This window comes from Marinobacter xestospongiae, assembly GCF_023156385.1.
GTDB classification, from domain to species: Bacteria; Pseudomonadota; Gammaproteobacteria; order Pseudomonadales; family Oleiphilaceae; genus Marinobacter; species Marinobacter xestospongiae.
Window position 1 is genome coordinate 71,316 of the sequence record NZ_JAKZAK010000009.1, and the last position, 24,188, is coordinate 95,503.

Annotated in this window: 22 protein-coding genes; 12 read left to right on the forward strand and 10 right to left on the reverse strand. The window is 63.5% G+C overall.

Features of this window, described 5'->3' with window-relative positions; translation table 11 throughout:
* Positions 1-6: 6 nt before the first annotated feature.
* Positions 7-1,449 carry a dihydrolipoyl dehydrogenase gene (locus MLD24_RS08535; RefSeq protein ID WP_248166159.1) on the reverse strand — a complete coding sequence of 481 codons (1,443 nt, stop codon included), beginning with the start codon at positions 1,447-1,449 and terminating at the stop codon, positions 7-9.
* Positions 1,450-1,598: 149 nt separating this feature from the next.
* Between MLD24_RS08535 and MLD24_RS08540 the strand changes: the two genes are divergently transcribed.
* Complete coding sequence (locus tag MLD24_RS08540; RefSeq protein WP_248166161.1) at positions 1,599-2,258, forward strand: LysE family transporter; 660 nt, start codon at positions 1,599-1,601, stop codon at positions 2,256-2,258.
* Positions 2,259-2,399: 141 nt separating this feature from the next.
* Here MLD24_RS08540 and MLD24_RS08545 read toward each other — a convergent pair whose 3' ends face one another.
* Positions 2,400-3,479 (reverse strand): 3-deoxy-7-phosphoheptulonate synthase, encoded by a 1,080-nt coding sequence (locus tag MLD24_RS08545; protein WP_248166163.1) that lies wholly within the window; start codon positions 3,477-3,479, stop codon positions 2,400-2,402.
* A gap of 345 nt (positions 3,480-3,824) precedes the next feature.
* Between MLD24_RS08545 and MLD24_RS08550 the strand changes: the two genes are divergently transcribed.
* Positions 3,825-4,592, forward strand: a complete 768-nt coding sequence (locus MLD24_RS08550) for a secretin (protein WP_248166165.1) — start codon at positions 3,825-3,827, stop codon at positions 4,590-4,592.
* Between the two features lie 3 nt (positions 4,593-4,595).
* Here the strand turns inward: MLD24_RS08550 and MLD24_RS08555 are convergent, their stop codons facing one another.
* Positions 4,596-5,078: a J domain-containing protein gene (locus tag MLD24_RS08555; protein WP_248166167.1), complete on the reverse strand. Its 483-nt coding sequence runs from the start codon at positions 5,076-5,078 to the stop codon at positions 4,596-4,598.
* A 319-nt stretch (positions 5,079-5,397) separates the two neighbouring features.
* Between MLD24_RS08555 and MLD24_RS08560 the strand changes: the two genes are divergently transcribed.
* Complete coding sequence (locus MLD24_RS08560; RefSeq protein WP_248166169.1) at positions 5,398-6,519, forward strand: efflux RND transporter periplasmic adaptor subunit; 1,122 nt, start codon at positions 5,398-5,400, stop codon at positions 6,517-6,519.
* Positions 6,519-9,596: an efflux RND transporter permease subunit gene (locus tag MLD24_RS08565; RefSeq protein WP_227173877.1), complete on the forward strand. Its 3,078-nt coding sequence runs from the start codon at positions 6,519-6,521 to the stop codon at positions 9,594-9,596. Before MLD24_RS08560 ends, MLD24_RS08565 begins: the two co-directional genes overlap by 1 nt.
* An 81-nt stretch (positions 9,597-9,677) precedes the next feature.
* On the opposite strand, the gene MLD24_RS08570 is transcribed toward MLD24_RS08565, so the two are convergent.
* Together MLD24_RS08570 and MLD24_RS08575 are read right to left on the reverse strand one after the other, a co-directional pair.
* Positions 9,678-10,637 (reverse strand): AraC family transcriptional regulator, encoded by a 960-nt coding sequence (locus MLD24_RS08570; protein ID WP_248166171.1) that lies wholly within the window; start codon positions 10,635-10,637, stop codon positions 9,678-9,680.
* Between the two features lie 117 nt (positions 10,638-10,754).
* Positions 10,755-12,425 carry a putative bifunctional diguanylate cyclase/phosphodiesterase gene (locus MLD24_RS08575; protein WP_248166173.1) on the reverse strand — a complete coding sequence of 557 codons (1,671 nt, stop codon included), beginning with the start codon at positions 12,423-12,425 and terminating at the stop codon, positions 10,755-10,757.
* 282 nt (positions 12,426-12,707) lie between these two features.
* On the opposite strand from MLD24_RS08575, the gene MLD24_RS08580 reads away from it, so the two are divergent.
* The 5 genes from MLD24_RS08580 (at position 12,708) to MLD24_RS08600 (ending at position 18,798) form a co-directional block, all read left to right on the forward strand.
* The gene (locus tag MLD24_RS08580; RefSeq protein WP_248166175.1) at positions 12,708-14,351 is read left to right on the forward strand and encodes a methyl-accepting chemotaxis protein; all 1,644 of its coding nucleotides are present in this window, start codon (positions 12,708-12,710) and stop codon (positions 14,349-14,351) included.
* Between the two features lie 53 nt (positions 14,352-14,404).
* On the forward strand, positions 14,405-14,728 hold the full coding sequence (locus MLD24_RS08585) for a DUF3301 domain-containing protein (protein WP_227173873.1): 324 nt from the start codon (positions 14,405-14,407) through the stop codon (positions 14,726-14,728).
* 163 nt (positions 14,729-14,891) lie between these two features.
* A complete protein-coding gene (locus MLD24_RS08590; protein WP_248166176.1) occupies positions 14,892-16,211 on the forward strand; it encodes a substrate-binding domain-containing protein in 1,320 nt (439 codons plus the stop codon).
* Between the two features lie 18 nt (positions 16,212-16,229).
* The gene (locus tag MLD24_RS08595; protein ID WP_248166178.1) at positions 16,230-18,005 is read left to right on the forward strand and encodes a GGDEF domain-containing protein; all 1,776 of its coding nucleotides are present in this window, start codon (positions 16,230-16,232) and stop codon (positions 18,003-18,005) included.
* 37 nt (positions 18,006-18,042) lie between these two features.
* Positions 18,043-18,798 (forward strand): substrate-binding periplasmic protein, encoded by a 756-nt coding sequence (locus MLD24_RS08600; protein ID WP_248166179.1) that lies wholly within the window; start codon positions 18,043-18,045, stop codon positions 18,796-18,798.
* 24 nt (positions 18,799-18,822) lie between these two features.
* Here MLD24_RS08600 and MLD24_RS08605 read toward each other — a convergent pair whose 3' ends face one another.
* Positions 18,823-19,089, reverse strand: a complete 267-nt coding sequence (locus tag MLD24_RS08605) for a hypothetical protein (protein ID WP_248166180.1) — start codon at positions 19,087-19,089, stop codon at positions 18,823-18,825.
* A gap of 260 nt (positions 19,090-19,349) precedes the next feature.
* Between MLD24_RS08605 and MLD24_RS08610 the strand changes: the two genes are divergently transcribed.
* The 3 genes from MLD24_RS08610 (at position 19,350) to MLD24_RS08620 (ending at position 22,010) form a co-directional block, all read left to right on the forward strand.
* Positions 19,350-20,648 carry a pyridoxal phosphate-dependent aminotransferase gene (locus MLD24_RS08610; RefSeq protein WP_248166181.1) on the forward strand — a complete coding sequence of 433 codons (1,299 nt, stop codon included), beginning with the start codon at positions 19,350-19,352 and terminating at the stop codon, positions 20,646-20,648.
* Positions 20,649-20,731: 83 nt separating this feature from the next.
* Positions 20,732-21,100 (forward strand): hypothetical protein, encoded by a 369-nt coding sequence (locus tag MLD24_RS08615; RefSeq protein ID WP_248166182.1) that lies wholly within the window; start codon positions 20,732-20,734, stop codon positions 21,098-21,100.
* A 103-nt stretch (positions 21,101-21,203) separates the two neighbouring features.
* Entirely contained in the window at positions 21,204-22,010 is an 807-nt protein-coding gene (locus MLD24_RS08620) for an inositol monophosphatase family protein (RefSeq protein ID WP_248166184.1), read from the forward strand.
* A 48-nt stretch (positions 22,011-22,058) separates the two neighbouring features.
* Here the strand turns inward: MLD24_RS08620 and slmA are convergent, their stop codons facing one another.
* From slmA to MLD24_RS08640, 4 genes are all read right to left on the reverse strand, one after another.
* The gene (slmA, locus tag MLD24_RS08625; protein WP_227173865.1) at positions 22,059-22,649 is read right to left on the reverse strand and encodes a nucleoid occlusion factor SlmA; all 591 of its coding nucleotides are present in this window, start codon (positions 22,647-22,649) and stop codon (positions 22,059-22,061) included.
* Between the two features lie 51 nt (positions 22,650-22,700).
* On the reverse strand, positions 22,701-23,510 hold the full coding sequence (locus MLD24_RS08630; protein WP_248166186.1) for a thiazole synthase: 810 nt from the start codon (positions 23,508-23,510) through the stop codon (positions 22,701-22,703).
* 75 nt (positions 23,511-23,585) lie between these two features.
* The gene (gene thiS, locus MLD24_RS08635) at positions 23,586-23,786 is read right to left on the reverse strand and encodes a sulfur carrier protein ThiS (protein WP_227173863.1); all 201 of its coding nucleotides are present in this window, start codon (positions 23,784-23,786) and stop codon (positions 23,586-23,588) included.
* Between the two features lie 7 nt (positions 23,787-23,793).
* Positions 23,794-24,180: a DUF423 domain-containing protein gene (locus tag MLD24_RS08640; protein WP_416381907.1), complete on the reverse strand. Its 387-nt coding sequence runs from the start codon at positions 24,178-24,180 to the stop codon at positions 23,794-23,796.
* Positions 24,181-24,188: the final 8 nt, after the last annotated feature.

Here is a 24,188-nt window from a genome sequence, read left to right on the forward strand (position 1 = left end):
AATACCTCAGGCGCCGGGCCCGCAATCCAGGCAGCGCTCGACCATCTCCGGCCCGATGTGCAGTTTGTGGTTGAGGTCCCGTAACGCGGTGCGGACGCCTTCCTCGATCACCGGGTGGTAGAACGGCATCGCCAGCATCTCGCTCACCGTCATCCGCTGCTGCGCCGCCCAGGCCAGCAGGTGCCCCAGGTGTTCCGCCGCCGGCCCGAACATCTCGGCGCCCAGAAACAGCCCCGAACCCTGCTCGCCGTATACCCGCAACAGGCCACGATTACGCCCCATCACCCGGCTGCGGCCCTGGTCTTCAAAGGACGCTTCGCCAACGGCGTAACACGACCGACACTGCGCCGCCACCTGGTCAATGGTCAGCCCCACGGTGGCGATCTGGGGATCGGTGAACACCACCGCCAGTGGCAGTCGCCGCAAACCGGCGCGGACGTCAGGATACCGGCCGGCGTTGTCGCCGGCAATGCGGCCCTCATCGGCGGCCTCATGCAGCAGCGGCAAGTCGTTATTGGCATCGCCGGCGATGAATATGTGACTGTCGCCACAGCGCAGGGTGAAGCGATCAAACCGGGGTGTTCCCCGCTCATCCAGGTCAATACCGGCGTTCTCGATCGCAAGATTGTCGACATTGGCACGACGCCCGGTAGCCGCCAGCAGATAGTCAAAGGTCTCGGTGACCTCACCACTCTCGGCGTCCTCGAAGGTAATCGCCACGCCCTCGTCGGTACGGGCGATGGTCTGGACATCCGCATCCGGGTCCAGAGGAAAAGCCTGGTTGAACGTCTTCAGCGCGTAGTCGCGGATCTGCGGATCGCGAATGGGGCCAACGCCGCCCCCGACACCGAACATCCGTACCCGCACACCCAGCCGGCTGAGCGCCTGCCCCAGCTCCAGACCGATAACGCCGGGACCGAACACCGCTACCGAAGCCGGCAAGTGTGTCAACTCAAACAGATCGTCGTTGACCAGCAGGCGGTCACCGGCAGCCTTGAGAAACCCGGGCACATTGGGACGAGAACCGGTGGCAATCACGATACGCTCCGCCTCAAGCACCAGGCAGTCATCAATCTGCAGGCGATGGCTATCCAGAAACCGGGCTCGCCCCCAGATACGATGGTGCGGATCAAAGCCCGCCACCGCCTCTTCCACGAAGCCAACAAAACGGTCGCGCTCTTCCCGCACCCGCGCCATCACCGCAGCGCCATCGATCACCGGCTCACCGCCGACCACACCAAACACCGAAGCCTGGCGCACGCTGTGGGCGGCATCCGCGGCAGCAATCAACAGCTTGCTGGGCATGCAGCCAACCCGTGCGCAGGTCGTGCCGTAGGCCTCCCCTTCGATCAGGGCCAGGCTGTCCGTGTGCCGACGCGCACGCCGGTAGGCCCCCATACCCGCGGTTCCGGTACCAATAATCGCCACATCCACTCGACGCGTTTCCACGAAGCCACCTCCTTAATCAGTCCGTTACCAATCGCAGGAGACCTTGGCGCTGACACGGGACATTTTTACCCCACAGGACTATCCTTGGCGTTCTGCCCCGCGGCAGCCGAGATCCCCCAAAGTCATTGCATCAAGAGACACCACAAATCATGGAAAGTTACTGGGCCGAATTTCTCACCGTCGCCATAGTTCATCTGCTGGCGGTGGCCAGTCCGGGGCCGGACTTTGCCATCATGGTACGCCAGGCGCTGTGCCAGAGCCGCCGCAACGCCCTGCTGACCGCGGTCGGTATTGGCGCCGGCATTCTGGTTCATGTCACCTATTCATTGCTGGGCATTGGCCTGCTGATCCAGCAGTCGCTGATCCTGTTCAGCGTTCTCAAGGTCGTCGGGGCCCTTTACCTGACCTGGATCGCCATCCAGTGCCTGCGCTCCAAGGGCGGTGGCGTCCATGTCGATACCAGCAACGCCCAGAGCCAGAGCGGCCCGGCGGCGTTCCGCCTCGGCTTTCTGACCAACGCACTTAACCCCAAGGCAACGCTGTTCTTCGTCTCGCTGTTTTCGGTACTGATCAGCCCGGAAACCCCCACCACCATTCAGGCCGCCTACGGCGTTTACATCGCCATGGCCACCGGCATCTGGTTCACCCTGGTGGCAACCTTCTTCACTCTGCCGCGGGTGCGCCGGGGCTTCAACCGCTTCGGCATCTGGCTGGACCGGATGATGGGAGGCATTCTGCTCCTGCTGGCAGGGCAACTGCTGTTCTCGACCGTGGCGGGTGCCAGCGAAGCACCGGCGGCGGGGAAGTAGCGAGTTAAGGGACGATGATTAGAGGGCCTCGGATTAAAGGGCCTAGGATTAAAAGACCGCTGATTAAAGGACTACCGGCCCGTTCGCTTTGCGGGCCCGGCCAGCGTGACCAGTCCTGCAAAGCGAACGCCGGCGCAGACGTCAGAGCGAACGCAGCAGGGCTTCGGTCTGCGCCCAGCCCAGGCAGGGGTCGGTCAGCGAACACCCGTAGATCAGCTCATCACCGTCGTTCTGGCGCCCCGGTTCGAGGAAGCTCTCCAGCATCAACCCGCGAATAAAGCCGTTACCCGCGGCTTTCTGGGCCATCACTTCACGGGCAATGTCCAGCTGGCGCTCCGCCTGCTTGCGGGCGTTGTCGTGACTGCAATCGACCATCACCGCCGGTGACAGTCCGGCAGCGGTCAGGGCATCAACCGCCTCGGCAATGCTGTCCGCATCGTAATTGGTGATGCCGCGTCCACCCCGCAGCACCAGATGGGTATCGGGGTTGCCGTCGGTGGTGATCATCGCCGGCACACCCTCACCGGTCATGCCGAGCCGGTGGTGACTGTGGGCGGCGGACTTCATCGCATTGATCGCCACCGCCATGCCACCGTCAGTGCCGTTCTTGAAGCCCACTGGCATGGGCAGGCCACTGACCATTTCCCGGTGAATCTGTGACTCGGTGGTGCGGGCGCCGATGGCAGTCCAGCTCACCAGGTCCGCCAGGTAATCCATCGCCAGCGGGCTCAGCGCCTCGGTGGCCACCGGCAGCCCCAGCTGGGCCAGGTTCAGCAGCAGTCGACGGGAACGGATCAGGCCCTGGTGCAGGTCGCCGTCACCGGTGCGCTCGGGGTCATACAGCAGGCCTTTCCAGCCAACGGTGGTACGGGGTTTCTCCAGGTAGGCCCGCATCACAATCAGGAAACGGTCACTGACATCGTCGGCCAGAGCGGCCAGCTTCTCGCCGTATTCCAGCGCGGCAACTTCGTCGTGGATGGAGCAGGGCCCAATCACCACCAGGGTGCGGGGATCGTCACCGGCCAGCACCCGACGGATTGCCTCACGGTGCTGGTGGATCTGCTCGGCCAGCACCGCCGGCAGCGGCAGGTCATGGCGCAGCTGGGCGGGGGTGGGCAGGATCATGGCGCATCCTCGTTGGTCGTCGGTGGAGTCTGTCGTCGGCACGGCCTGGTGCTGGGCGGAGGATTCCAGGGTGTCGATGTGCAGCGGCATGTTCATGTCAGTGTTTCCGTTTCCCTAGGTCAGAATCAAAAAAGCCCCGGCTGGGCTACCAGTCGGGGCTTTTTCGAGTCCGGTGGCAGCCTGGGTGTCTGCCGGGCTGCCTTCCTCGTGTTGTTCGTTGATGAAGATCTATGGGCGGCCCGGGCTCTGGCTAAAATAAAAGCCATAACCAAACCACCAAAAAAACACAGCAGCGACCGCAGCTGCCGCCTTGGCGAAAGCTGTAGAAACATTCAATTGACAGGTCGAGTGTGTGGTCTTCATGCTCATCAATATATAACCCGGGTTTCACCCATTGCAACCCGTTTGCTCCAAATAATCGAATTGCAGCCGGACGTTCCCATGGCCCTGTCACGAATTGTTGCCTTCTCACTGTGCCTGCTCAGCCTGGTCGCTACCACCGATGCAGCCACCCGCACCCACCAGCTCAGCAACCGCCCCGCCGATGATGTGGCGCAACAGTTGAAAGAACTGTACCCCCGCGACCAGGCCGCCATCACCAGCCACGGTCAGCAGTTGATCATCCGCGCTGACGACAGCATTCTCGATGAAATCGACCAGCTCATCGACACCATGGACGTCGCCGTTGCCCAGCTCCGCATCACCATCCGCAGTGGTGGCAACGATCACCGCCATGGCAGCGGCGCCGGTGCCAGCGCCCGCGACAGCCAGGTCACCCTCAGCGCCGGCAGCCGCACCATAAGCACCGAGCGTCAACGGGAACAGTCACTGGTGATCCAGGACGGCCAGTCCGCCCACATCAACTCCGGCCAGGTACGCGCCCTCCCCGTGGCGATCCAGGGGGGACGCAATCCGGCCGTGCTCTATCAGCAGGTACCGATGCGGCGGGGCTTTGTGGTAACGCCACGACTGATTTCCCGGCAACAGGTGGAACTGAGCGTCATGGCGTTTGACGACCTGCCCCAGGACGACCAGCCGGGGTTCGAGACCGAGGCGGTGATGACCTCGCGGCGGGTGGCACCGGGCACCTGGGTGGAGCTGGGCAGTACCGAGACCACCCGCAAGCACCAGCAACAGGGCATCGTCTATCAGGTCGGCGGCGACAGCCGTGATCAGCAGCGTTTTGAAGTACGGGTGGATGTGCTGTAGCGCTCAGCCCCGCAACAGGCAGGCCTTGGCCTCATTGAGTTGCGCCGCCAGGTAATCGCTGCCGCCCCGGTCCGGGTGCAGCTTTTGCATCAGCCGGCGGTGGGCGGCAATGACCTCCTCCCGACTGCAGTCGCTGGCCACGCCCAGGATCTGGCAGGCCTCCTGGCGGGTCATGGCCCCGGCCCGCGGCGGCGGCGACGATTCACCAGGGCCAGGGCCGGTGTCGTTGCGGCCCAGCCAGCGCTGCAGCGTCGACCAGTGTTGCAACAGCGCCGGCAGCCGGCGCAGCCACGGTAACAGGGCAGCAACACCAGCGGTGACAGCATGGATACGCCCGGTCAGCACCAGCACCGCCAGCACACCAATAAACGCCACCACGCCCCACTTCCAGAGCATTTTTCGACGCGCTTCCGGCGACAGCTCTCCCCAACGTTTGAGGATCACAAACACCGCGACAGTCAGCGCGATTCCCAGGAGCCAATGCATGCCACCACCCTACCCCGCCGGGGAAACGTCAATTTTCATCCCAACACCACCTGTAAGTGGTGACACCATTGGCCATCACCGACCGCCGCAGAGACTGCCACGACAGCGGCCGGAAACAAAGCTACCCAACGCTTCTGGCCAAACTGAGCGCACGGTACGTAATAACCCTGACAGGGTCGTGACAATGACATTCGACCCTGTATAGGATGCTATCGTTTGATATAAACTTGCGGATTCTTAACCCAAAAAAAAACAGTATGGTAGCGTGACTACCCTTCAGCGCCTCCCGTACATGGATTTGTCACCCAGGATCAGAACTATGCGCACAGCCTCCCGATTCGTAATCGTCCTTATTTTTCTCGGCATCGTGCTTGGCGGCATTTTCGGCTACAAGTTCTACCAGTTTGGCCAGATGCAGGAAATGTTCTCCCAGCCGCAACCTCCGGCCATTATATCGGCAACCACCGCAACCACCGAATCCTGGACACCGGCCAAGAAGGCGGTCGGCAGCACCACTGCGGTGAACGGGATCGAAATCGCCAACGAAGAGCCGGGAGTGATCGAGTCGATCCACTTCGAGTCCGGTGACAACGTCAAGAAAGGTGAAGTCCTGCTGCGTATGGATGCCGCCATTGACGAGGCCGCCCTGCGGACCCGCCGCGCCGAGGCCCAGCTGGCCGCCCAGGAATTCAATCGGGTCAGCGACCTGCTGCCGCGCCGCGCCGTGTCCCAGTCCGATTACGACAAGGCCAAGGCCAATTACGACGCTGCCCAGGCACGGGTGAATGAAGCCGAGGCGACCCTGAGCAAGAAGGTCATCCGCGCACCGTTCGACGGAACCCTGGGGCTGCGCATGGTCGACCAGGGCCAGTACCTGGCCACCGGCACACCGATCGTCGAGATCAACATGCTGAACCCGATCTACGTCGATTACACCCTGTCCGAGAAGGACCTGCCGCTGGTCGCCACCGGTTACGATGTTGAGGCTTCGGTGGCCGCCATCCCGGGTGAAACCTTCTCCGGCGAGGTCAGCGCCATCAATACCTCGGTCAACCCGGAAACCCGGACCGTGCGCATCCGCGCCACCATCGACAACCCGGACAACAAGCTCAAGCCAGGCATGTTCGCCACCATTTTCACCCGTCAGCCCGAGGACGTGAGCGTGGTGACCGTGCCGCAGACCGCCATCTCCTACAACACCTACGGCGACTTTGTGTTCGTGGTCGAGCCGGGCGAGAACGACCAGCTGATCGTGAACCGTCGCAGCGTCACCACCGGTGAGATCCGCGACGGCCGGGTCGCCATCACCGATGGCCTGGACGCCGGTGAACAGGTTGTGGCCAAAGGGCTGTTGCGCCTGCGGGCCGGTCAGCACGTCACCATTCAGGAAGATCCGGCGCCTGGTCAGCAGGACGCCAGCCAGGCGGAGGCCTCTGAATAATGCGATTCACTGACGTATTCATCCATCGACCGGTACTGGCGACGGTCGTCAGCCTGTTGATTCTGTTACTCGGGGCCCGGGCGGCCCTGGAGATGGAGATCCGCCAGTACCCCGAACTGGAGAGCACCACGGTCACGGTAAGCACGGCTTACCCGGGGGCCAGCTCCGACCTGGTCAAGGGCTTTATCACCAATCCGTTGCAGCAGGCCATCGCCGAGGCCAACGGCATTGATTACCTGACCTCCACCAGTTCCCAGGGGCTGTCCACCATCGAAGCCAAGATGGTGCTGAACTACGACGCCAACGCCGCTTTGGCGGAAATCCAGGCCAAGGTGGCCAGCCAGCGCAACGTGCTGCCCGCCGACGCCCAGGACCCGGTCATCACCTCCACCACCGGTGATTCCACCGCGTTGATGTACATTGCCTTCTACAGCTCCGAGCTGAAGGTGCCCCAGATTACCGATTACCTGGCACGGGTCGTCCAGCCCAAGCTGCAGGCCCTGGCCGGTGTCGGTAAGGCGGACCTTCTGGGCCGCAAGTTTGCCCTGCGGGTGTGGCTGGACCCGGAACGCCTGTCGGCGGTGGACATGACCCCGCAGGAAGTGGTCAACGTGCTGCTGAAGAACAACTACCAGGCAGGTGTGGGCAGTACCGAAGGCAAGTACACCAAGATCAACATGACCAGCGACACCGATGTCGCCGACCCGGACCAGTTCCGCAACCTGGTGATCAAGGAGTCCAATGGCACTCTGATCCGCCTGCAGGACATCGCCCGGGTTGAGCTGGGCTCGGAATCCTACGACGCTCTGGCGTTGTACAAGGGCCAGCCCGCCACCTACGTGGCGATCGAACTGTCGCCGGGCGCCAACCCGCTGACGGTCGCCGAACTGGTCAAGGACCTGCTGCCGGACATTGAGCGCCAGCTGCCTTCCGGCCTCGACGTGCGCCTGGCCTACGACGCCTCTGACTTCATCGACGATTCCATCAATGAGGTTATCCAGACCCTGCTGGAAGCGCTGGTGATCGTACTGGTGGTGGTGTTCCTGACCCTGGGCTCGCTGCGGGCAGCGATCGTGCCGTCGGTGGCAGTGCCGCTGTCGCTGATCGGTGGCGCCTTCGTGATGCTGCTGATGGGCTTCTCCCTCAACCTGCTGACCCTGCTGTCGATGGTTCTCGCCATCGGGTTGGTGGTGGATGACGCCATCATCATGGTGGAGAACGTCCACCGGCACATCGAGGCCGGCGAAACCCGGTTCAACGCCGCCATCAACGGCGCCCGGGAAATGGCGGTTCCGATCATCGCCATGACCACCACCCTGGTGGCGGTCTACGCCCCCATCGGATTCATGGGCGGCCTGGTAGGTTCACTGTTCACCGAGTTTGCCTTTACCCTCGCCGGAACCGTGGTGATCTCCGGCATCGTGGCACTGACCCTGTCACCGATGATGTCCGGCAAGGTCCTCAAACCCCACGGCAACCCCGGCCGGTTTGAGGTGATGGTGGAGAAAACCTTCAACGGTCTCGCCAACGGCTACAAACGGGCGCTGTCATCCACCATGGAAACCATCTCGGTGGTGATCTTCTTCGCCGTCGTGGTGCTGGCCTCCATCTACTTCATGGTGATGATGAGCCAGAGCGAACTGGCACCGACCGAAGATCAGGGCATCCTGTTCTATCAGGGTCTCGGCCCCCAGGAAGCCAATCTGGATTACCTGCGCGAGCATGGTGACGAAGTCCAGGCCCGCATGGGCAATGTCCCGGGTTATGCGGAGGACTTCATGCTGTTGGGCATCACCAGCCCCAACGCCGTGTTCGGCGGTTTCAAGATGGCCCCCTGGAGCCAGCGTGACATCAGCCAGTTCGAGGTTCAGCCGATGCTGCAGCAGGAGCTGCAGAAGGTCACCGGGCTGCAGACCGCGGTGTTCCCGATGCCGTCCCTGCCAGGTTCCGGCGGCGGGCTGCCGTTCCAGTTCGTGATCACCACCGGGGAGGATTACGAACAGCTCGACAGCGTCGCCAACGAGATGCTCGGCAAGGCCATGCAGAGTGGCAACTTCATGTTCCTGCAGAAGTCGATCAACTTCGACCGGCCGGTCACCCGCATCCACGTCGACCGTGACCGGGTCGCGGATCTGGGGCTGTCGATGCAGGACGTCGGCCAGGCCATGTCCAGCATGCTCGGTGGTGGTTACATCAACTGGTTCAGCATGGACGAGCGCTCCTACAAAGTGGTGCCGCAGGTGGAGCGGGACTTCCGCGCCAGTGCCCAGGCCCTGGACGACTACTACATCCGTACCGACAGCGGTGATCTGGTGCCCCTGGGCAGCGTCGTCAGCTTCGACCACGATGTCGAGCCGTCACGACGGACCCAGTTCAACCAGCTCAACGCGGTCACCCTGGAAGGGGTGGTGATGCCGGGCGTGGCGGCAGGCGATGCCATGGCGTTCATCGAGAAGACGGCGGATGAGGTGATGCCGGCCGGCTTCACCTACGACTACACCGGACAGAGCCGTCAGCTGGCCAATCAGGGCAGCGCGCTGATGGTGACCTTCTTCCTGTCGCTGCTGGTGATCTACCTGGTGCTGGCGGCGCAGTTTGAAAGCTGGCGTGATCCCTTCATCATCCTGGTGTCGGTGCCGATGTCGGTGGCCGGGGCGATGGCGTTCATCGTGCTGGGCTTCGCCACTATGAACATCTACACCCAGGTGGGGCTGATCACGCTGATCGGGGTGGTGTCGAAGAACGGCATCCTGATCGTGGAGTTCGCCAACCAGTTGCAGCAGGAGCGTGGCCTCAACAAGCGCCAGGCGGTGATCGAAGCGGCGGCGATCCGTCTGCGGCCGATCATCATGACGTCGCTGGCCCTGATCTTCGCCATGGTGCCACTGCTGATTGCCATTGGTGCCGGGGCGGAAAGCCGCTTTGCCATCGGTCTGACGATCACCGCTGGTCTGGGTATCGGTACCCTGTTCACCATCTTCGTTCTGCCAGCGTTCTACATTCTGCTGGCCCGGGAGCATCACGATGTCACCCCGGCGGAGATTCAGGAACCGGCGCCAGCCAACGGGCAGCACTGACGCCCGACCACAAAAAAACCGGCGTCCGCGCCGGTTTTTTTGTGCCTGATCACTCGATAGGTAATCGCGCGAATCCAGCGGCTAACCCGCCAAGGCCTCCAGCGGCGCCACCCGCTCCAGCAGCGCCCGCCGGATCTGCACCGTCTGCCGTGGCAGCTCACCGAAGTGCTCCCGGTACAACGCCGCAAACCGCCCGGGGTGGGCAAAGCCTTCGTCACTGGCGTAGCGGGAAATGTGCACCGTGGCGCACTGGCAGTCCACCAGCCGCTGACGCACGCGGATCAGCCGGCAACGCTGATGGAAGCGATAGGGAGTCATGCCGGTGTGGGCCTTCATCAGGTAGTACAGGTTACGTTCGCTGACGCCGGCACAGCTGGCCAGATCCGCCAGCTGGAACTCCCAGTTGCGGTCATGACGCATCTTGTCGATGGCCCGCAGTACGCGCCGGTCCAGTTGCCGCGGCGGTGGCGCCGGCGCCACCACGCCCTCGTTCAGCGCGTCCAGCAACCGCCGCAACAGGCGCTCGGTCTCGGCGATGGCATGGCCATGATCGAGGAAGAACTGGCTCTCAAACAGGTAATGCTCCAGCCAGGGGCGCAGGCCGTGCTGCATCACCGGCGTCGGCATCCGGATCTCGGTCAGCAGATGAGGGGGGAGCTGGATCACCAGGCCGCGAAATCCGGCTTGCAGACTGAGGTCGACCGGACTGTCTGGGGGCAGCATCAGCAGCTGTGGCGAAGGCCCCAAACTGCCCTCGTCGGTGGCCATCTCGACATCACCATTCTGGATCAGCGCCAGGGTATACCAGGGCCCCTTGCGCCCGGCCAGCCGCAGGCCACCCTCGGCCCAGAAGTACATGACACTGCCCAGCCGTGTGGACAACTCCGCCAGGCAATGTCCGGAGAGATGGGCCCGCTCCGCACTCAGGCGGGTCTCGCCACCACGGGTCAGGCTATGCAGGGCCGCCGCCCACTCACCCGGCTTGGCCCGGTGTAACCGCAGGTAGGCTCCCAGCTCGCAACAGTTCGTGTTCTCGACCATAAAACGCTACAACCCGTCAGCACTAAATGAGTGCACTCTCCAAGGTCGGGCCGATATCGTCCATGACTTATATTGCAAACAGGTCACTTTTCCCGCTGTTTTGGGCTTGAGCTTGATTTACATCAACCAGCGCTGGCTCAGCTGGTCCCAGCGCATCGGCCTTGCCATCAGGAAGCCCTGCCCCTTGAGGCAGTTCAGTTGCACCAGGTGCTGCCGCTGGGTGTCGGTCTCAATGCCCTCGGCGATCACCTCCAGCTCAAGGGCCTGGGCCATCCCCAGCACCGCTGAGACAATCTGCAGGTCACGGCGCTCCTCCCCCAGCCGGGCCACAAACTGGCGGTCAATCTTGAGGATGTGGATCGGCAGTTCGTGCAGGTAGGCCAGCGAGGAATAGCCGGTCCCGAAATCGTCCACCGCGATGCGTACGCCATCCCGGCCAAAGGCTTCCAGTTGCCGCCGGTAGCGCGGCGACAGGTGCATCAGGTGGGTTTCGGTGATCTCCAGTTCCGGCACCCAGCCCAGACGCCGGGTCTCGCGGACGATTGGCTCAATCAGCGCCAGCAGGCGGGCATCGGCAAACTGGCCGGCAGAGATGTTCAGCGCCAGCCCCAGGCCGCGCGGCACCGCCGTGGTGAGGGACGACAGGTCCGCCACCACGCAGGCCACCACCCGCTCCATCAGCTCGTGAATCAGCCCACGCCGTTCGCACACCTCAATGAACTCGGCGGGGGAGATCGGACCGATGTCGGCGTGATCCCAGCGCACCAACACCTCCATGCCAATCAGCCGATCACTGGTGAGGTCGAACTGGGGCTGGTACACCACACTGAACTCCTCCGGTGTGGTTTTCAGCGATTCCACCAGCGCCTCCGCCACCCGCTGCTCCTGCAGGCTGCGCTCGGACTCGTCCTGGCGGAAACGGTGGAAACAGGAGCGGCCGGCGTTCTTGGCCTCGTACATGGCGCGGTCGGCGTTCTGCAGCAGATCGTCACCGCTGGTGCCGTCCTTGGGAAACACCGCCGCCCCCACCGAGGCCGACAGGAAATGGTCCTTGTCCTCGGCGGGGATGGGCTGGTGGAACACATCGACGATGCGCTGGCCCACGGTTTCCAGGATGGCGTCGCCATGGTCCAGATCGATGATGGCGGCAAACTCGTCTCCGGACAGCCGCGCCAGTACATCGCTCTCACGCATCACCCGACGGATCGACGCCGCCGCCTGACGCAGCACCTGATCACCGACGTCATGGCCATGCAGGTCATTCACCCCTTTGAAGAAATCCAGGTCAATGAAGAGCACCGCAAACTGGCTGCCGCCACTCTCGCACTGGCTGACCTTGGCGTTGAGGAACTCCCGGAACAGCGAGCGGTTGGGCAGTTCGGTGAGGGTGTCGAAGTAGGCCATCGATTCCAGCCCGCGGTCCCGCGGATTGAGCTCGCTGACGTCGAGAAAAGCCCCGGCATAGAGCCGCTCCCCTTCCTGCTCAATGGGGAAGATGTTGAGCCATTGCGGGTAGATCTCGCCGCTCTTGCGACGGTTCCAGATCACCCCTTCCCAGTGCCCCTGCTCGGCGATGGTACGCCACATGTCGGCGTAGAACTGCTCACTGTGGAAGCCGGAACTCAGTACCGACGGCTTCAGGCCGACGATCTCGCTCACCGAGTAGCCGGTCACCCGACAGAACTGCTGGTTGACGTAAGTGATGGTCGGCTCGGTGGTTGCCAGCATGATGGCGCGGGGATGCTGGTCCACCAGTTGTTTGAAGCTGTGATCTTTGAGTGTGTCCATGGCCTGCCTGGCTGTTTCCTCACATTCTTATCGTTGGAGTCTGAGGCTCCTTTGTATGTTTCACCTGCAGCAGAGGATAAGCAATTACACTTTTGGCCCTAGCCTGATATTGCAAACCCGCCCTAAAGAAGCGTGTATTTGTTCATAAATAAGCGCTTACTTATCGATAATTGCAATATGCGGCTGGTATTCCAGCGACCGCAGGCAATAGTTGGCAAGGAACATCAGCAAATAACATCGCCGCAATTGAGCCCAGAACTCAAACAACAGCAAAGGATTGTCATGCGTCGAAACCAGCCCGTAACCCAGCAGGAAAAGCGCTTCGCCGAGCACAGTCACCTGATCACCACCACCGACCTCAACAGCCGCATCACCGCCGTCAACGACACCTTCTGCGAGATCGCCGGCTTCGATGAGCAGGATCTGTTGGGCCAGCCCCACAACATCATCCGTCATCCGGACATGCCCCAGGCCGCTTTTGCCGACCTGTGGCAGACCATCCAGCGGGGCGACTCCTGGATGGGGCTGGTGAAGAACCGCTGCCGCAACGGCGACCACTACTGGGTAAGCGCGTTCGTCACGCCAATCCGCCAGCATGGTGAAGTAGTGGAGTACCAATCGGTGCGTACCTGCCCCACTCGGGAACAGGTGCAACGGGCGGAGGCGGTGTACCGGGCCTGGGCCACCGGCTCGGTGCCCGAGCGTTTTCTGGCCCGGGCACCGGCCCTGCTCAGCCGTCTGGTCGCTGGCTACCTGGCACTGGCATCGGTGCTGCTGTGGGCCAGTATTCCCTTGCTGGCCGTGACCTGGATCGCCGCCACCCAGGCACTACTCCTGCTCACCTTTGCCGCCCTGTTGGCGGGACTGTGGCCATTGCACCACCGCCTCCGGGCCGGCCGTGAAGGCGTTCACCCGGCCCACCCCTACATCTACACCGGTCGGCGCGACGATAGCGCCTGGCTGACGTTTGAGCGGCTGAAGAAGGACGCCACCCTCCGAGCGGTGTCGGCACGACTGCACGCCAATGTGGACGATATCCACAACCGCAAGGACCGCACCATGGACTGGATCAGCCAGTCCGCCAATAGCATCCGCAGCCAGCAGCACGACCTCCATGACATCAACCGGGCGTTCGATGCCCTCGCCGACAGTGTCCAGCGGGTCAGCAATCTCACCCGCCAGACCCGCGACGCCACCGGCGATGCCGACCGCTCCGCCCAGCACTGCCAGCAACAGATGGCGACCCTGGACAACGCCCTGGAACAACTCAGCACCGACCTGACCCGGGCCAACACCCAGGTGCTGGCACTGGCGGACCGCAGTGACACCATCGGCATGGTGCTGGACGTCATTGGCGACATTGCCGAACGCACCAACCTGCTGGCGCTCAACGCCGCCATCGAGGCAGCCCGGGCCGGTGAGGCCGGACGTGGTTTCGCGGTGGTGGCGGAGCAGGTGCGGAACCTGGCCCGCCGTACCCAGGAATCCACCCGCGAGATAGAGCAGATCATCCACGGCCTTCAGGGCGATGCCCGCCTGGCTTCCGCCACCCTGCAACAGGGAGTGGCGGCCTGCGACCAGACCCGCCGCAACGCCACCCACACCCAGGCGGCCATCACCTCCACCCTGGCGGACATCCAGTTGATTGCTGCCTGCTCCGATCAGGTCGCCGACGCCATCGAACAGCAGTCCAGTCTCAGCCTGCAGGTAGAGCGGCAAGCCCAGCGGCTGCTGGAACTGGGCACCCGCTCGGTACAGAGCAGCGAAAGCGCCCAGCAGGAGTCCCTTCACTTGGCCAGCAACGTCGACCAGGCCCACCTGCTGAGTAACCACTTTCTGCAGATGCTCTGCGGCGTCAGCACGGAGCAGCGGCAAGCCGCTGAAATCCCGAGCAGAGACTCGCAATTGACCCCTGATTCGGTGTAACCTTGGCGCCGGTCCAACCGGGCCCCTCCGATCCGGCGACAGGCAATTTCTCCGTGACCCTAGGCACCCTATTCTGGCTCTTCACCCTTGGCTTCGCAGCCTGGTACTGGTGGCGTGCCAAGGCGATCAAGGACACGGTGCTTGCCGCCGCCAAGACCTATTGCAAGCAAATGGACGTGATGCTGCTGGATGACGCGGTCTATTCGCGGGGGCTCTGGTTCAAACGCGACCGCCAGGGACGGCTTCGAGTCTGGCGCCGTTACCTGTTCGAGTTCACCTCCACTGGCGAGGAACGCTACCTCGGACGGGTGATCATGCTGGGCCAGCGCATCGAACACATGGAACTGGACCCACACCGGTTTGGCCCCGGGCACTGAGCCTGGAGCACCACCGCCCCGTTAGCCACACCAACCCGCGCCGTACCCCGATGACCTCTCCCTGCGATCCGTTGCCCACGCTGGGCCCGCTGCCCACGCCCGGGCCGTTGTCCGTCATCGGCCGGTGTACGTCCGCACCAATCCCGCACTAGAGAGGAAAACCATGCTGTCTGCAGCTCGCAAGATGGGCGCCCTGTGCCTGTTGTGCCTGAGCTGGCCGCTACTGGCCAGTGAAACCCATATCGAAATCCACGGCTCCAACACCATCGGTGCCGACCTGGCTCCGGCACTGGTGGCCGGCTTCCTGCAAAAAAGGTCAGGCCAGGACGCCGAACGCCAGCCCGGAGCGCAAGACAATGTCCTGCTGATCCAGGCTGGCCAGGACGACAACGCCCTGACCGCCCGGGTTGCCGCCCACGGTTCCAGTACCGGCTTCCAGGCCCTGCTGGACGACACCGCGGACATCTGGGCGGCGTCACGCCCGGCCAAGCCCACCGAGATTGACGCCCTCGCCGGCGAGGCCGACCTCACCGCGCTTGCGAGTGAACACATCATCGCCATCGACGGCCTCGCCATTCTGATCCACCCAGACAACCCGCTTACGTCCCTGACCCTGGACCAGCTCGGCCAGATCTTTGCCGGCGACATCAACAACTGGGCCCAGCTTGGTGGTGCCGACCTGCCGATCCAGCGCTACGCCCGCGACAGCCAGTCCGGCACCTGGGACACCTTCCGCAACCTGGTGCTGGGCGATCGCTACCAACTGGCCGCCGGCACCCGCCGCTATGAATCCAACGACCAACTCTCCGACGACGTCAGCCAGAACCCCGCCGCCATCGGCTTCGCCGGCCTGGCCTCGATCCGCGACAGCAAGGTGGTGGCGGTGGCCGACGGCGACGCCCCGGCCCTCAAGCCCGACCGCCTGACGGTGGCCAGCGAGGACTACCCGCTGACCCGGCGACTGTTCCTCTACACCCGGGAAGACAACAACAGCAACCTGGTCAACGAGTTCATCGCCTTTGTGCTCAGCGAACAGGGCCAGCAAATCGTCGATGACAATGGCTGCATCTCCCAGACCCCAATGGCCATGGACCCGGAATTTGATGACAACACACCGGCGTCGTTCAAATCCCTGACACAAAACTACCGTAGGCTGACGGTGAACTTCCGCTTCTCCGAAGGCCATACCCGCCTCGACAACAAGGCCCAGCGTGACCTGACACGGGTGATCGACTACCTGGAACGGGAAAACCGGCAGGGCTCCGACCTGTTGCTGATCGGTTTTGCCGACCAGCAGACCAGCGAGCTGCGGGCGCAGATGATTTCCGAATTGCGCGCCCTGTCCGTGGTGCGGGCACTGCGGGAAAAAGGAACGGAAGTGGATGCCTACACCGGCTATGGCCATTTCATGCCTGTTGGACGCTCAGGCGGCCGTGCCGGTCAGCAACGCAATGGACGCGTCGAGGTGTGGGTGAAGCACTAACCGACCCGGAGCCCCTGGATGCAAGACAGTCTGGTTCAGGAATTACAGCACTTGCTTGCCGATGAACGTATCACCACCCTGTTACAACCCATCGTGGACACCGCCGGAGGCTCCGTTTTCGGCTACGAGGCCCTCAGCCGGGGGCCTTCCGACAGCCCGCTGCACTCCGCGGCGATGCTGTTTGAAACCGCCGAACGCCACAACCTGACCGGCGAACTGGAATCCCTGTGCCTGCGGGCCACTGCCCGCAGCTGGGCCGCGCACGGCGTACCCCAGAAGCTGTTCGTCAACGTCAGTCCGGACAAACTGGTGCTGCCGGCACTCAACCGCGCTAGCCTGTCCCGGCTGCTTGACGACAACGGCCTGCAGGCCGAAGACATCATCATCGAACTGTCCGAACGCTACCCCACCAGTGACCTGGCGGCCCTGCAGGAATCGCTGGTGTGGCTGCGTCAGCAGGGCTTCGGGATCGCCATCGACGACCTTGGCAGCGGCTATTCCGGACTCAAACTGTGGTCGGAGCTGAAGCCGGACTTCGTCAAGATCGACCGCCACTTCATTCGTGACATCCAGGACGATCTGATCAAACGGGAGTTCGTGCGTTCAGTGGTGGATCTGTCCAAACGCCTGGACTGCAAACTGATCGCCGAAGGTGTCGAAAGCGAGGCCGAGTTCCGGCTGATTGCCGAGCTGGGCATTCACCTGGTGCAGGGCTTCCTGTTCGGTCGCCCCCGACCCATGCCCACCGCCACCCTTGATCCGCTGCTGCCCCGCCACACCGGCCGCCAGTGGGCCGGCAACAGCCGCGATTCCGCCGCCGACCTGTGCCGCTACGTCGAACCCCTGGCCCCGGATGCCACCCTCAAGGCCGCCTGGGAACGATTGCAGAGAGAGCCCAGCCTGTTCGCCCTGCCGGTGGTGGACAACGGCCATCCCCTTGGCCTGCTGCACAAATGGCGGGTGCTGGAGACCTTCAGCACGCCCTATGGCCGCGCCCTCAACGAGCGCCGCGCGGTCACCCACCTGCTCAGCGCCGATGCCCTGGTGGTGGACCATCACATGTCGCTGGAAGACGTCAGCCAGCGGCTGATCGACGAGGATCTGCACTACCTAAAGCAGCACTTCATCGTGGTGCGCGACGGCGGCTATGCCGGTCTCGGCGCCACCCGCTCGCTGCTCAAGCAGATCACCGCCCGCAAGCTCGAGGATGCCCGCTACGCCAACCCGCTGACCCTGCTGCCCGGCAACGTACCGATCCAGAAGGCCCTGGAAAGCCGATTGCGGGAACGCCAGCCATTCACCCTGGTGTACTTCGACATCAACCACTTCAAGCCCCTCAACGACGTGCTCGGCTACCGCGCCGGGGACCAGGTCATCCTCAAGCTCGGCGGCATTCTGGCGGAACTGTTCACCGACCGTGACGACTTTGTGGGCCACATCGGCGGCGACGACTTTGTGGTGATCAGCCCGGCGGACGACACCCTGGATCGTATCCGCCAGGCCCAGGCGCTGTTCGTTACCGAGACCGCACCGCTCTACCCCTCCGCCACCCGAGACGCGGGCTTTGTCGAGTGCAGCGACCGCTTCGGCCAGATGGCGCGCTTTCCACTGGTCACCCTTGCCGCCGGCCTGGTTGCCGTCAACGGCTTCGACTGCAACGCCTGTCGCACCGCCGACCAGTTGGCGGAGATCGCCTCGGCAGCCAAGAAACGGGCCAAGGCGGCGCCGGGCCACCTGTTTCTGGACACGGTTGACTGCCATCCGGAGGCCAACGCCGCTACAATGCGGTCCTAGTGTCCCGACGGGCCCCTTTCATCCATGGACCACCGACATGCTGAATCGACCGGTATTCTTTGCAGCGCTGTCGTTTCTGGCCTCCCTTGTCACTCTGGAGGCCAGGGCCGAGCCCGCCAACCTGACCATCGTCACCGCCGAGTTCCCGCCCTACGAGTACAGCCGGGGGGACGCCGTCGTGGGCATCGATACCGACACCGTGTGCCAGGTCATCCACCGCATGGGGCTGAACGCCAACATTGAGATGCTGCCCTGGCGCCGGGCCATCAAACAGGTCGAGGACGGCTTTGCGGACATGATCTATTCACTGACCTACTCCGATCAGCGTACCGAGGACCTGCTGTTCACCGCCCCCCTGAGCCTGGCCCGGGATGTGCTGTTCAAGCGCCGCGACTGGCCGTTTTCCTGGCAGCAGCTGGACGACCTGAGCGGGCAAAGAATTGGACTGTCGGAGTCCTACAACTACCCCAGCGAATTCATGGCCTGGATCGCCCGTGATCTGGCCCGGATCACCCGCATCAGTCACGAACAGCCGGACCTCACCAGCCTGAGAATGCTGGCGCGGGGTCGGATTGACCTGTTCATCTGCGAGCAGAAGGTGTGCGAGTATCTGATCGCCCATCACCGCGACGACATGCCGGAGCTGGCCAACCTGGAGGCGCTGCCAACGCCGGTGGCACCACCACGACAGCTGCGGGCGGCGTTCTCCCGTCGCAACCCTCAGGCCGCCGCGCTGCGTGATCGCTTCGACCAGGCGCTGGCGGAACTGCGGGCCGAGCAGACTGCACACTGACGGACGGGCTAGTGTCCCGACTGGTTAATTCGGCAGTACCAGTTTCTTGCGTACCGGCACACTGGTGCGGGTCTGGCTGACGGAATCGGCGTAGGCTTCCTTGAAAGCCTGAAACCCCTCGCGGATCAGCGCTACTGTTTCCAGGTGACTCAGCGACGGCACAAAGGTGGGGTGACCACCGAAATGGCTGGAACCGGGGCGACCCTCAAACTGGATCAGAAACCCGGAATGGTGGCGGGCTGTACGGGCGGGCAGATCGACAACCCAGTTTTTTTGGGGGGTGCGGGACATGGTCTCAATCTCCATCTGAGAACTGCTTCAACTCCTGTCTCGCCGGCGAAATTACCAAGCCTGGGCGTGAAACACAAAAGAACATTGCGTGACCGCCACCCCGGCCAAACGGCTTCCGGATATTTCTCCAGCGCTGCCAAGGCATTGATTCACAGACGCTTACCGCGACACTTCGGCAATCCCCTATTCCGTCACCCTGATGGTTTTCCGTCGGCTTTCCTATACTGCTGTGTGACAACACTCACAACAGATCAGGACCCATGGACATAAACAGCACAGACCGTCACTACGCCATCAACCTCAACGTTCGCGGCATCCAGCCCTCCTCGACCCTGCGCATCAATGAGCTGAGCAACCAGCTGCGCCAGGAAGGCCGCGACATCATCAAGCTGGGCCTGGGGCAATCTCCGTTCCCGGTACCCGATCGCGTAGTGGAGGCACTGCGACAGCATGCCCATGAAAAGGACTATCTCCCGGTCAAGGGACTCAAGGCCCTGCGTCAGTCCATCGCCGGCTACATCAACCGTGCCGAACACATGCGCTGCACCGCAGACGACGTGCTTATCGGCCCCGGTTCCAAGGAGCTGCTGTTCATTCTCCAGCTGGCCTATTACGGCGACCTGCTGATTCCCCGCCCGAGCTGGGTGTCCTACGCTCCCCAGGCCCGCATCATCGGTCGCTCGGTTCACTGGCTGCCGACCCACGCCGAGAACAACTGGCAGCTCACCGCCGAGGAGCTGGACATCATCTGCCGTGACGATCCGTCGCGGCCGCGTATCCTGATTCTCAACTACCCATCCAACCCCACCGGCTGCACCTACACCGAAGACCAGCTGCTGGCGATCGCCAACGTCGCCCGCAAATACAAGCTGATCCTGCTGTCGGATGAGATCTACGGCGAAGTGCACTTCGAGGGCAAGCACAAGTCCATTGCCCGCTATTACCCGGAAGGCACCATCATCAGCACCGGCCTGAGCAAATGGGCCGGCGCCGGCGGCTGGCGTCTCGGCACCTTCATCTTCCCGCCCGAGCTGCGACCGCTGCAGGACGCCATGGCGATCATTGCCAGCGAAACCTACACCGCCACCAGTGCGCCGATCCAGTACGCCGCCATCGCCGCCTTCGACGGGGGGGACGACATGGACGAGTACCTGAAGCAGTCCCGACGGGTGCTGAAAGTGGTGGGTGAATACCTCCACCGCCGGCTCAGCGACATGGGCGCCGTGGTGCAGAAGCCGGAGGGGGCCTTCTACCTGTTCCCGAACTTCGTCAACTTCCAGGATGCCCTTGCCCGTCGCGACATCAAGACCAGCCAGGCGTTGTGCCAGCGCCTGCTGGAAGACACCGGGGTGGCCATTCTGCCCGCCAGCGACTTCGGCTTCGTGCCGGACCACCTCGGCGCACGTCTGGCGTTCGTCGACTTCGACGGCGGCGAAGCCCTCAAGCTGGCCGGTGGCGACTACGCCGACCAGGCCCTGGGCGACAGCTTTGTTGAACAGGCCTGCCCACGCCTGGTGACCGCCATGGACAAGATGGAAGCCTGGCTCCAGGCGCTGTAAACAGCCCCAGCCCCGGTGCGTTCAGCATCGGGGCAGCTTTTCCCTCACGCAAGCATCGGAACCCCGCGAAAGGAGCCCCGCGTATGGATACGCCCCTCTGGCCTCTCGCCTGGGACTGGCCCTGGCTGGTGTCGCTTACCCTGGCCCTGTGCGCCCTCACCGCCCTGCCCCAACAGATTTCAGAACGCTGGGACCTGGGCTGGGTGATCTTCTCCATCGCCTTTGCCACCAGCCTCGTCGCACCGCTGTCGCTGCCGTTGATGGCGCTGTGGGGACAGGACTTCTGGTTACCGCTGCTGAGCTTTTGCGCCGGCTTCTGGCTGTACATCCACCTCACCACCAGACACGGCAACGAGGCCAACATCGTGTTGATCTGGCACCTGCTGGCGATCCTGCTGATGGTGCCGCTGGCGGTGGTGATCCGGGGTGTGGCCTGGCTGTTTTCCGGTTAACCGGCCGCGACACCGGCTCTCCACCAGCGTAACACTTGCGGACGCTCGATGGCGGTGGTTCCATAGCCTCTCCAAACCAATACCTGCCAGGAGGGACCACCACGTGTCTGTTACCGCGATTGCCGATTTCGCAGAGCAACTGGCCCGGGACGCCGGGGCGCTGATTCGCCGGGAGCGGGAGCAAAACACCCTCCGCACCGACTACAAGAACCACACCGAGCTGGTGACCCACGCGGACGTGATGGCGGATGAGTTCATCGCCCAGGCGATCCGTGAGCGCTTTCCCGATCACCGCATCCTGTCCGAGGAATCCATGCCGGACCTGAGCCAGGCGAAAGAACTGGACACCCCGCTGTGGATAGTCGATCCCATCGACGGCACGGTGAATTACGCCTACGGCCACCCCCAGGTGGCGGTGTCGATCGCTTACGCCGAGCGTGGTCAGGTGCAGCTGGGGATCGTCCACGCACCGTTCTCGGCGGAGACCTTCCGTGCCGAACGCGGCCAGGGCGCCACCCTGAACGGTGAGAGCATCCGCCACAGCGGCTGTGACACCCCACGCCAGGCGCTGTTTGCCACCGGCTTTCCCTACACCAAGGACGCGCTGGCCCCGCTGCTGCGCCGGCTCGACACCATGATCCACCGCTGCCGCGATCTGCGCCGGATCGGCTCCGCCGCGCTGGACATCTGCTGGGTAGCCTGTGGCCGGCTGGACATCTATTACGAGACCGTGAGCCCGTGGGATTTTGCCGCCGCCCGGCTGATTGCCACCGAAGCCGGTGCCGAGGCGGGCCATTTCAGTACGGTGCCGGAGGGACAGCCGGAAGAGCTGTGGGGGCAGGACATCGTGATCACGGCGCCCGCCCTTTACCAGACCATCCGCCAGTGGCTGGCGGAGGCGTCCCGGTAGGTCTGCTAAAGGGCTGAAATTAGAAGCGGTGGCGGGTGGTTGCGGGCGTTAACCGGGCCAGACGGTGTCCAGCACCAGCAGCCAGGATTCGTCGAAGTGGGCGGTGGGCTGGCGTTCGAAGGAAGAGCGCACGAAGCGCTGCAGGCGTCCCTCAATAAAGACCATGACCCAGTCCGCGCCACGGCCCGGACTGGTACGGGGGCGCAGGCCCTGACGGATCTCGCCCTCCTTGAGCACCTGACGGATCTGGGTCTCCAGCCGTTCGAAGAACTGGGAGGCGCGGCGGCGCAGGGCTTCGTCCTCCCCCATCAGGGCATCGCCGGTGAGCACCCGGGTCAGCCCGGGGTTGCGCTCGGCAAAGACCACCACCAGGTGGACAATCTGCTGCAGACGCACCTGGGCGTCGTCCTGCTCCTGCAGAATCAGCTGGCAGCGTGAGAACACCGCATCCTCGGCGAACTCGATCAGCGCCTCGAACATCTTGCGTTTGCTGGGAAAGTGCCGGTACAGCGCGGCTTCGGTGACGCCAACGGATCGCGCCAGGCTGGCGGTGGTGATCCGGGCACCGGGGTCGGTCTCCAGCAGGCCGGCGAGGGCCTGAAGGATCACCTCCCGGCGGCTGGGTTGTTTGTCGGTCATGGCGTTACTGCGTGTCCATTTCCAGAAGGTTAACGTTTACCGGACCACACCTCAGAAGAAGGTGCCGTCCAGGGGGGAGGAAGCGCTGGCGTAGAGCTTCTTGGGCATCCGCCCGGCCAGCCAGGCATCGCGGCCGGATTCGATTGCCAGCCGCATGGCATTGGCCATACGGATCGGGTCACGGGCCTGGGCAATGGCGGTGTTCATCAGCACACCGTCACACCCCAGCTCCATCGCGATGGTGGCGTCGGAGGCGGTGCCTACACCGGCATCCACCAGCACCGGCACCTGGGCGTTCTCGACGATCAGGCGGATGTTATAGCGGTTCTGGATACCCAGACCGGAGCCGATGGGCGCGCCCAGCGGCATGATGGCGATACAGCCCATCTCTTCCAGGCGCTTGGCCAGCAGCGGGTCGTCAGAACAGTAGACCATCACCTTGAAGCCATCGTTGATCAGCTCCTCGGCCGCCACCAGGGTCTCGGTCATGTTGGGGTAGAGGGTCTTTTCCTCACCCAGCACTTCCAGCTTCACCAGGTCGTGGCCGTCGAGCAGCTCCCGCGCCAGTTTGCAGGTCCGTACCGCGTCCTTGGCGCTGTAGCAGCCGGCGGTGTTGGGCAGGATGGTGTACCGCTCCGGCGAGATCACATCCAGCAGGTTGGGCTCATCCGGGTTCTGGCCCAGGTTGGTACGGCGCACCGCCACGGTGACAATCTCGGCACCGCTGGCCTCGATGGCACGGCCGGTTTCGGCCAGGTCGCGGTACTGGCCGGTGCCGACCAGCAGGCGGGATTGATAGGTTCGGCCGTCAAGGACCAGCGGTTTGTCTTCAGGAAGCGCGTTATCGGCAGGATGGGTCATGGAGCACCTGATTGGGGTTGGGATTATGGGTGGTGTGGGCTGCCGGCCAGGACGGCCTGCAGTGAGGTGGTGGGGTCAGCCACCACCAATGGCGTGGACCACTTCCACCCGGTCACCGGCCTGCAGCCGGAACTCGGCATGCTGGCTGCGGGGCACAATGTCTTCGTTCACTTCCACCGCCAGCCGCTTGCCGTGGAGCGCCAGGGCGTCCAGCAGGGTGGCCACGGTGGCCTGGTCGGCCAGCTCGTACGCTTCGCCGTTCAGTTCAATGTTCATACAAGCCTCAAGTCTCAACAGGGGTACGGCGGATGCCGGCGATGGCCAGCACCAGCCACCCCACCATAAAGCAGACACCGCCCAGCGGCGTCACCGGCCCCAGGCCGGGCAGATCGGTCAGTACCAGCAGATACAGGCTGCCGCTGAACAGCAGGATGCCGGCCAGGAAAAAGCCGGCGGCAACCTGCAGCCAGCGCCGGCGACAGCCGAAACCCAGCAGCAGGGCACACACCAGTAACGCCAGGGAATGGTATACCTGATAGGTGACGGCGGTCTGGAAAACTTCAAGCCCCCGGGCACTCACCAGCGCCCGCAGGCCGTGGGCGCCAAAGGCGCCCGCCATCACCGCCACCAGCATCGACAGGGCGCCGGCCACCAACGGAAAGCGCAGCAGCGGCAGGG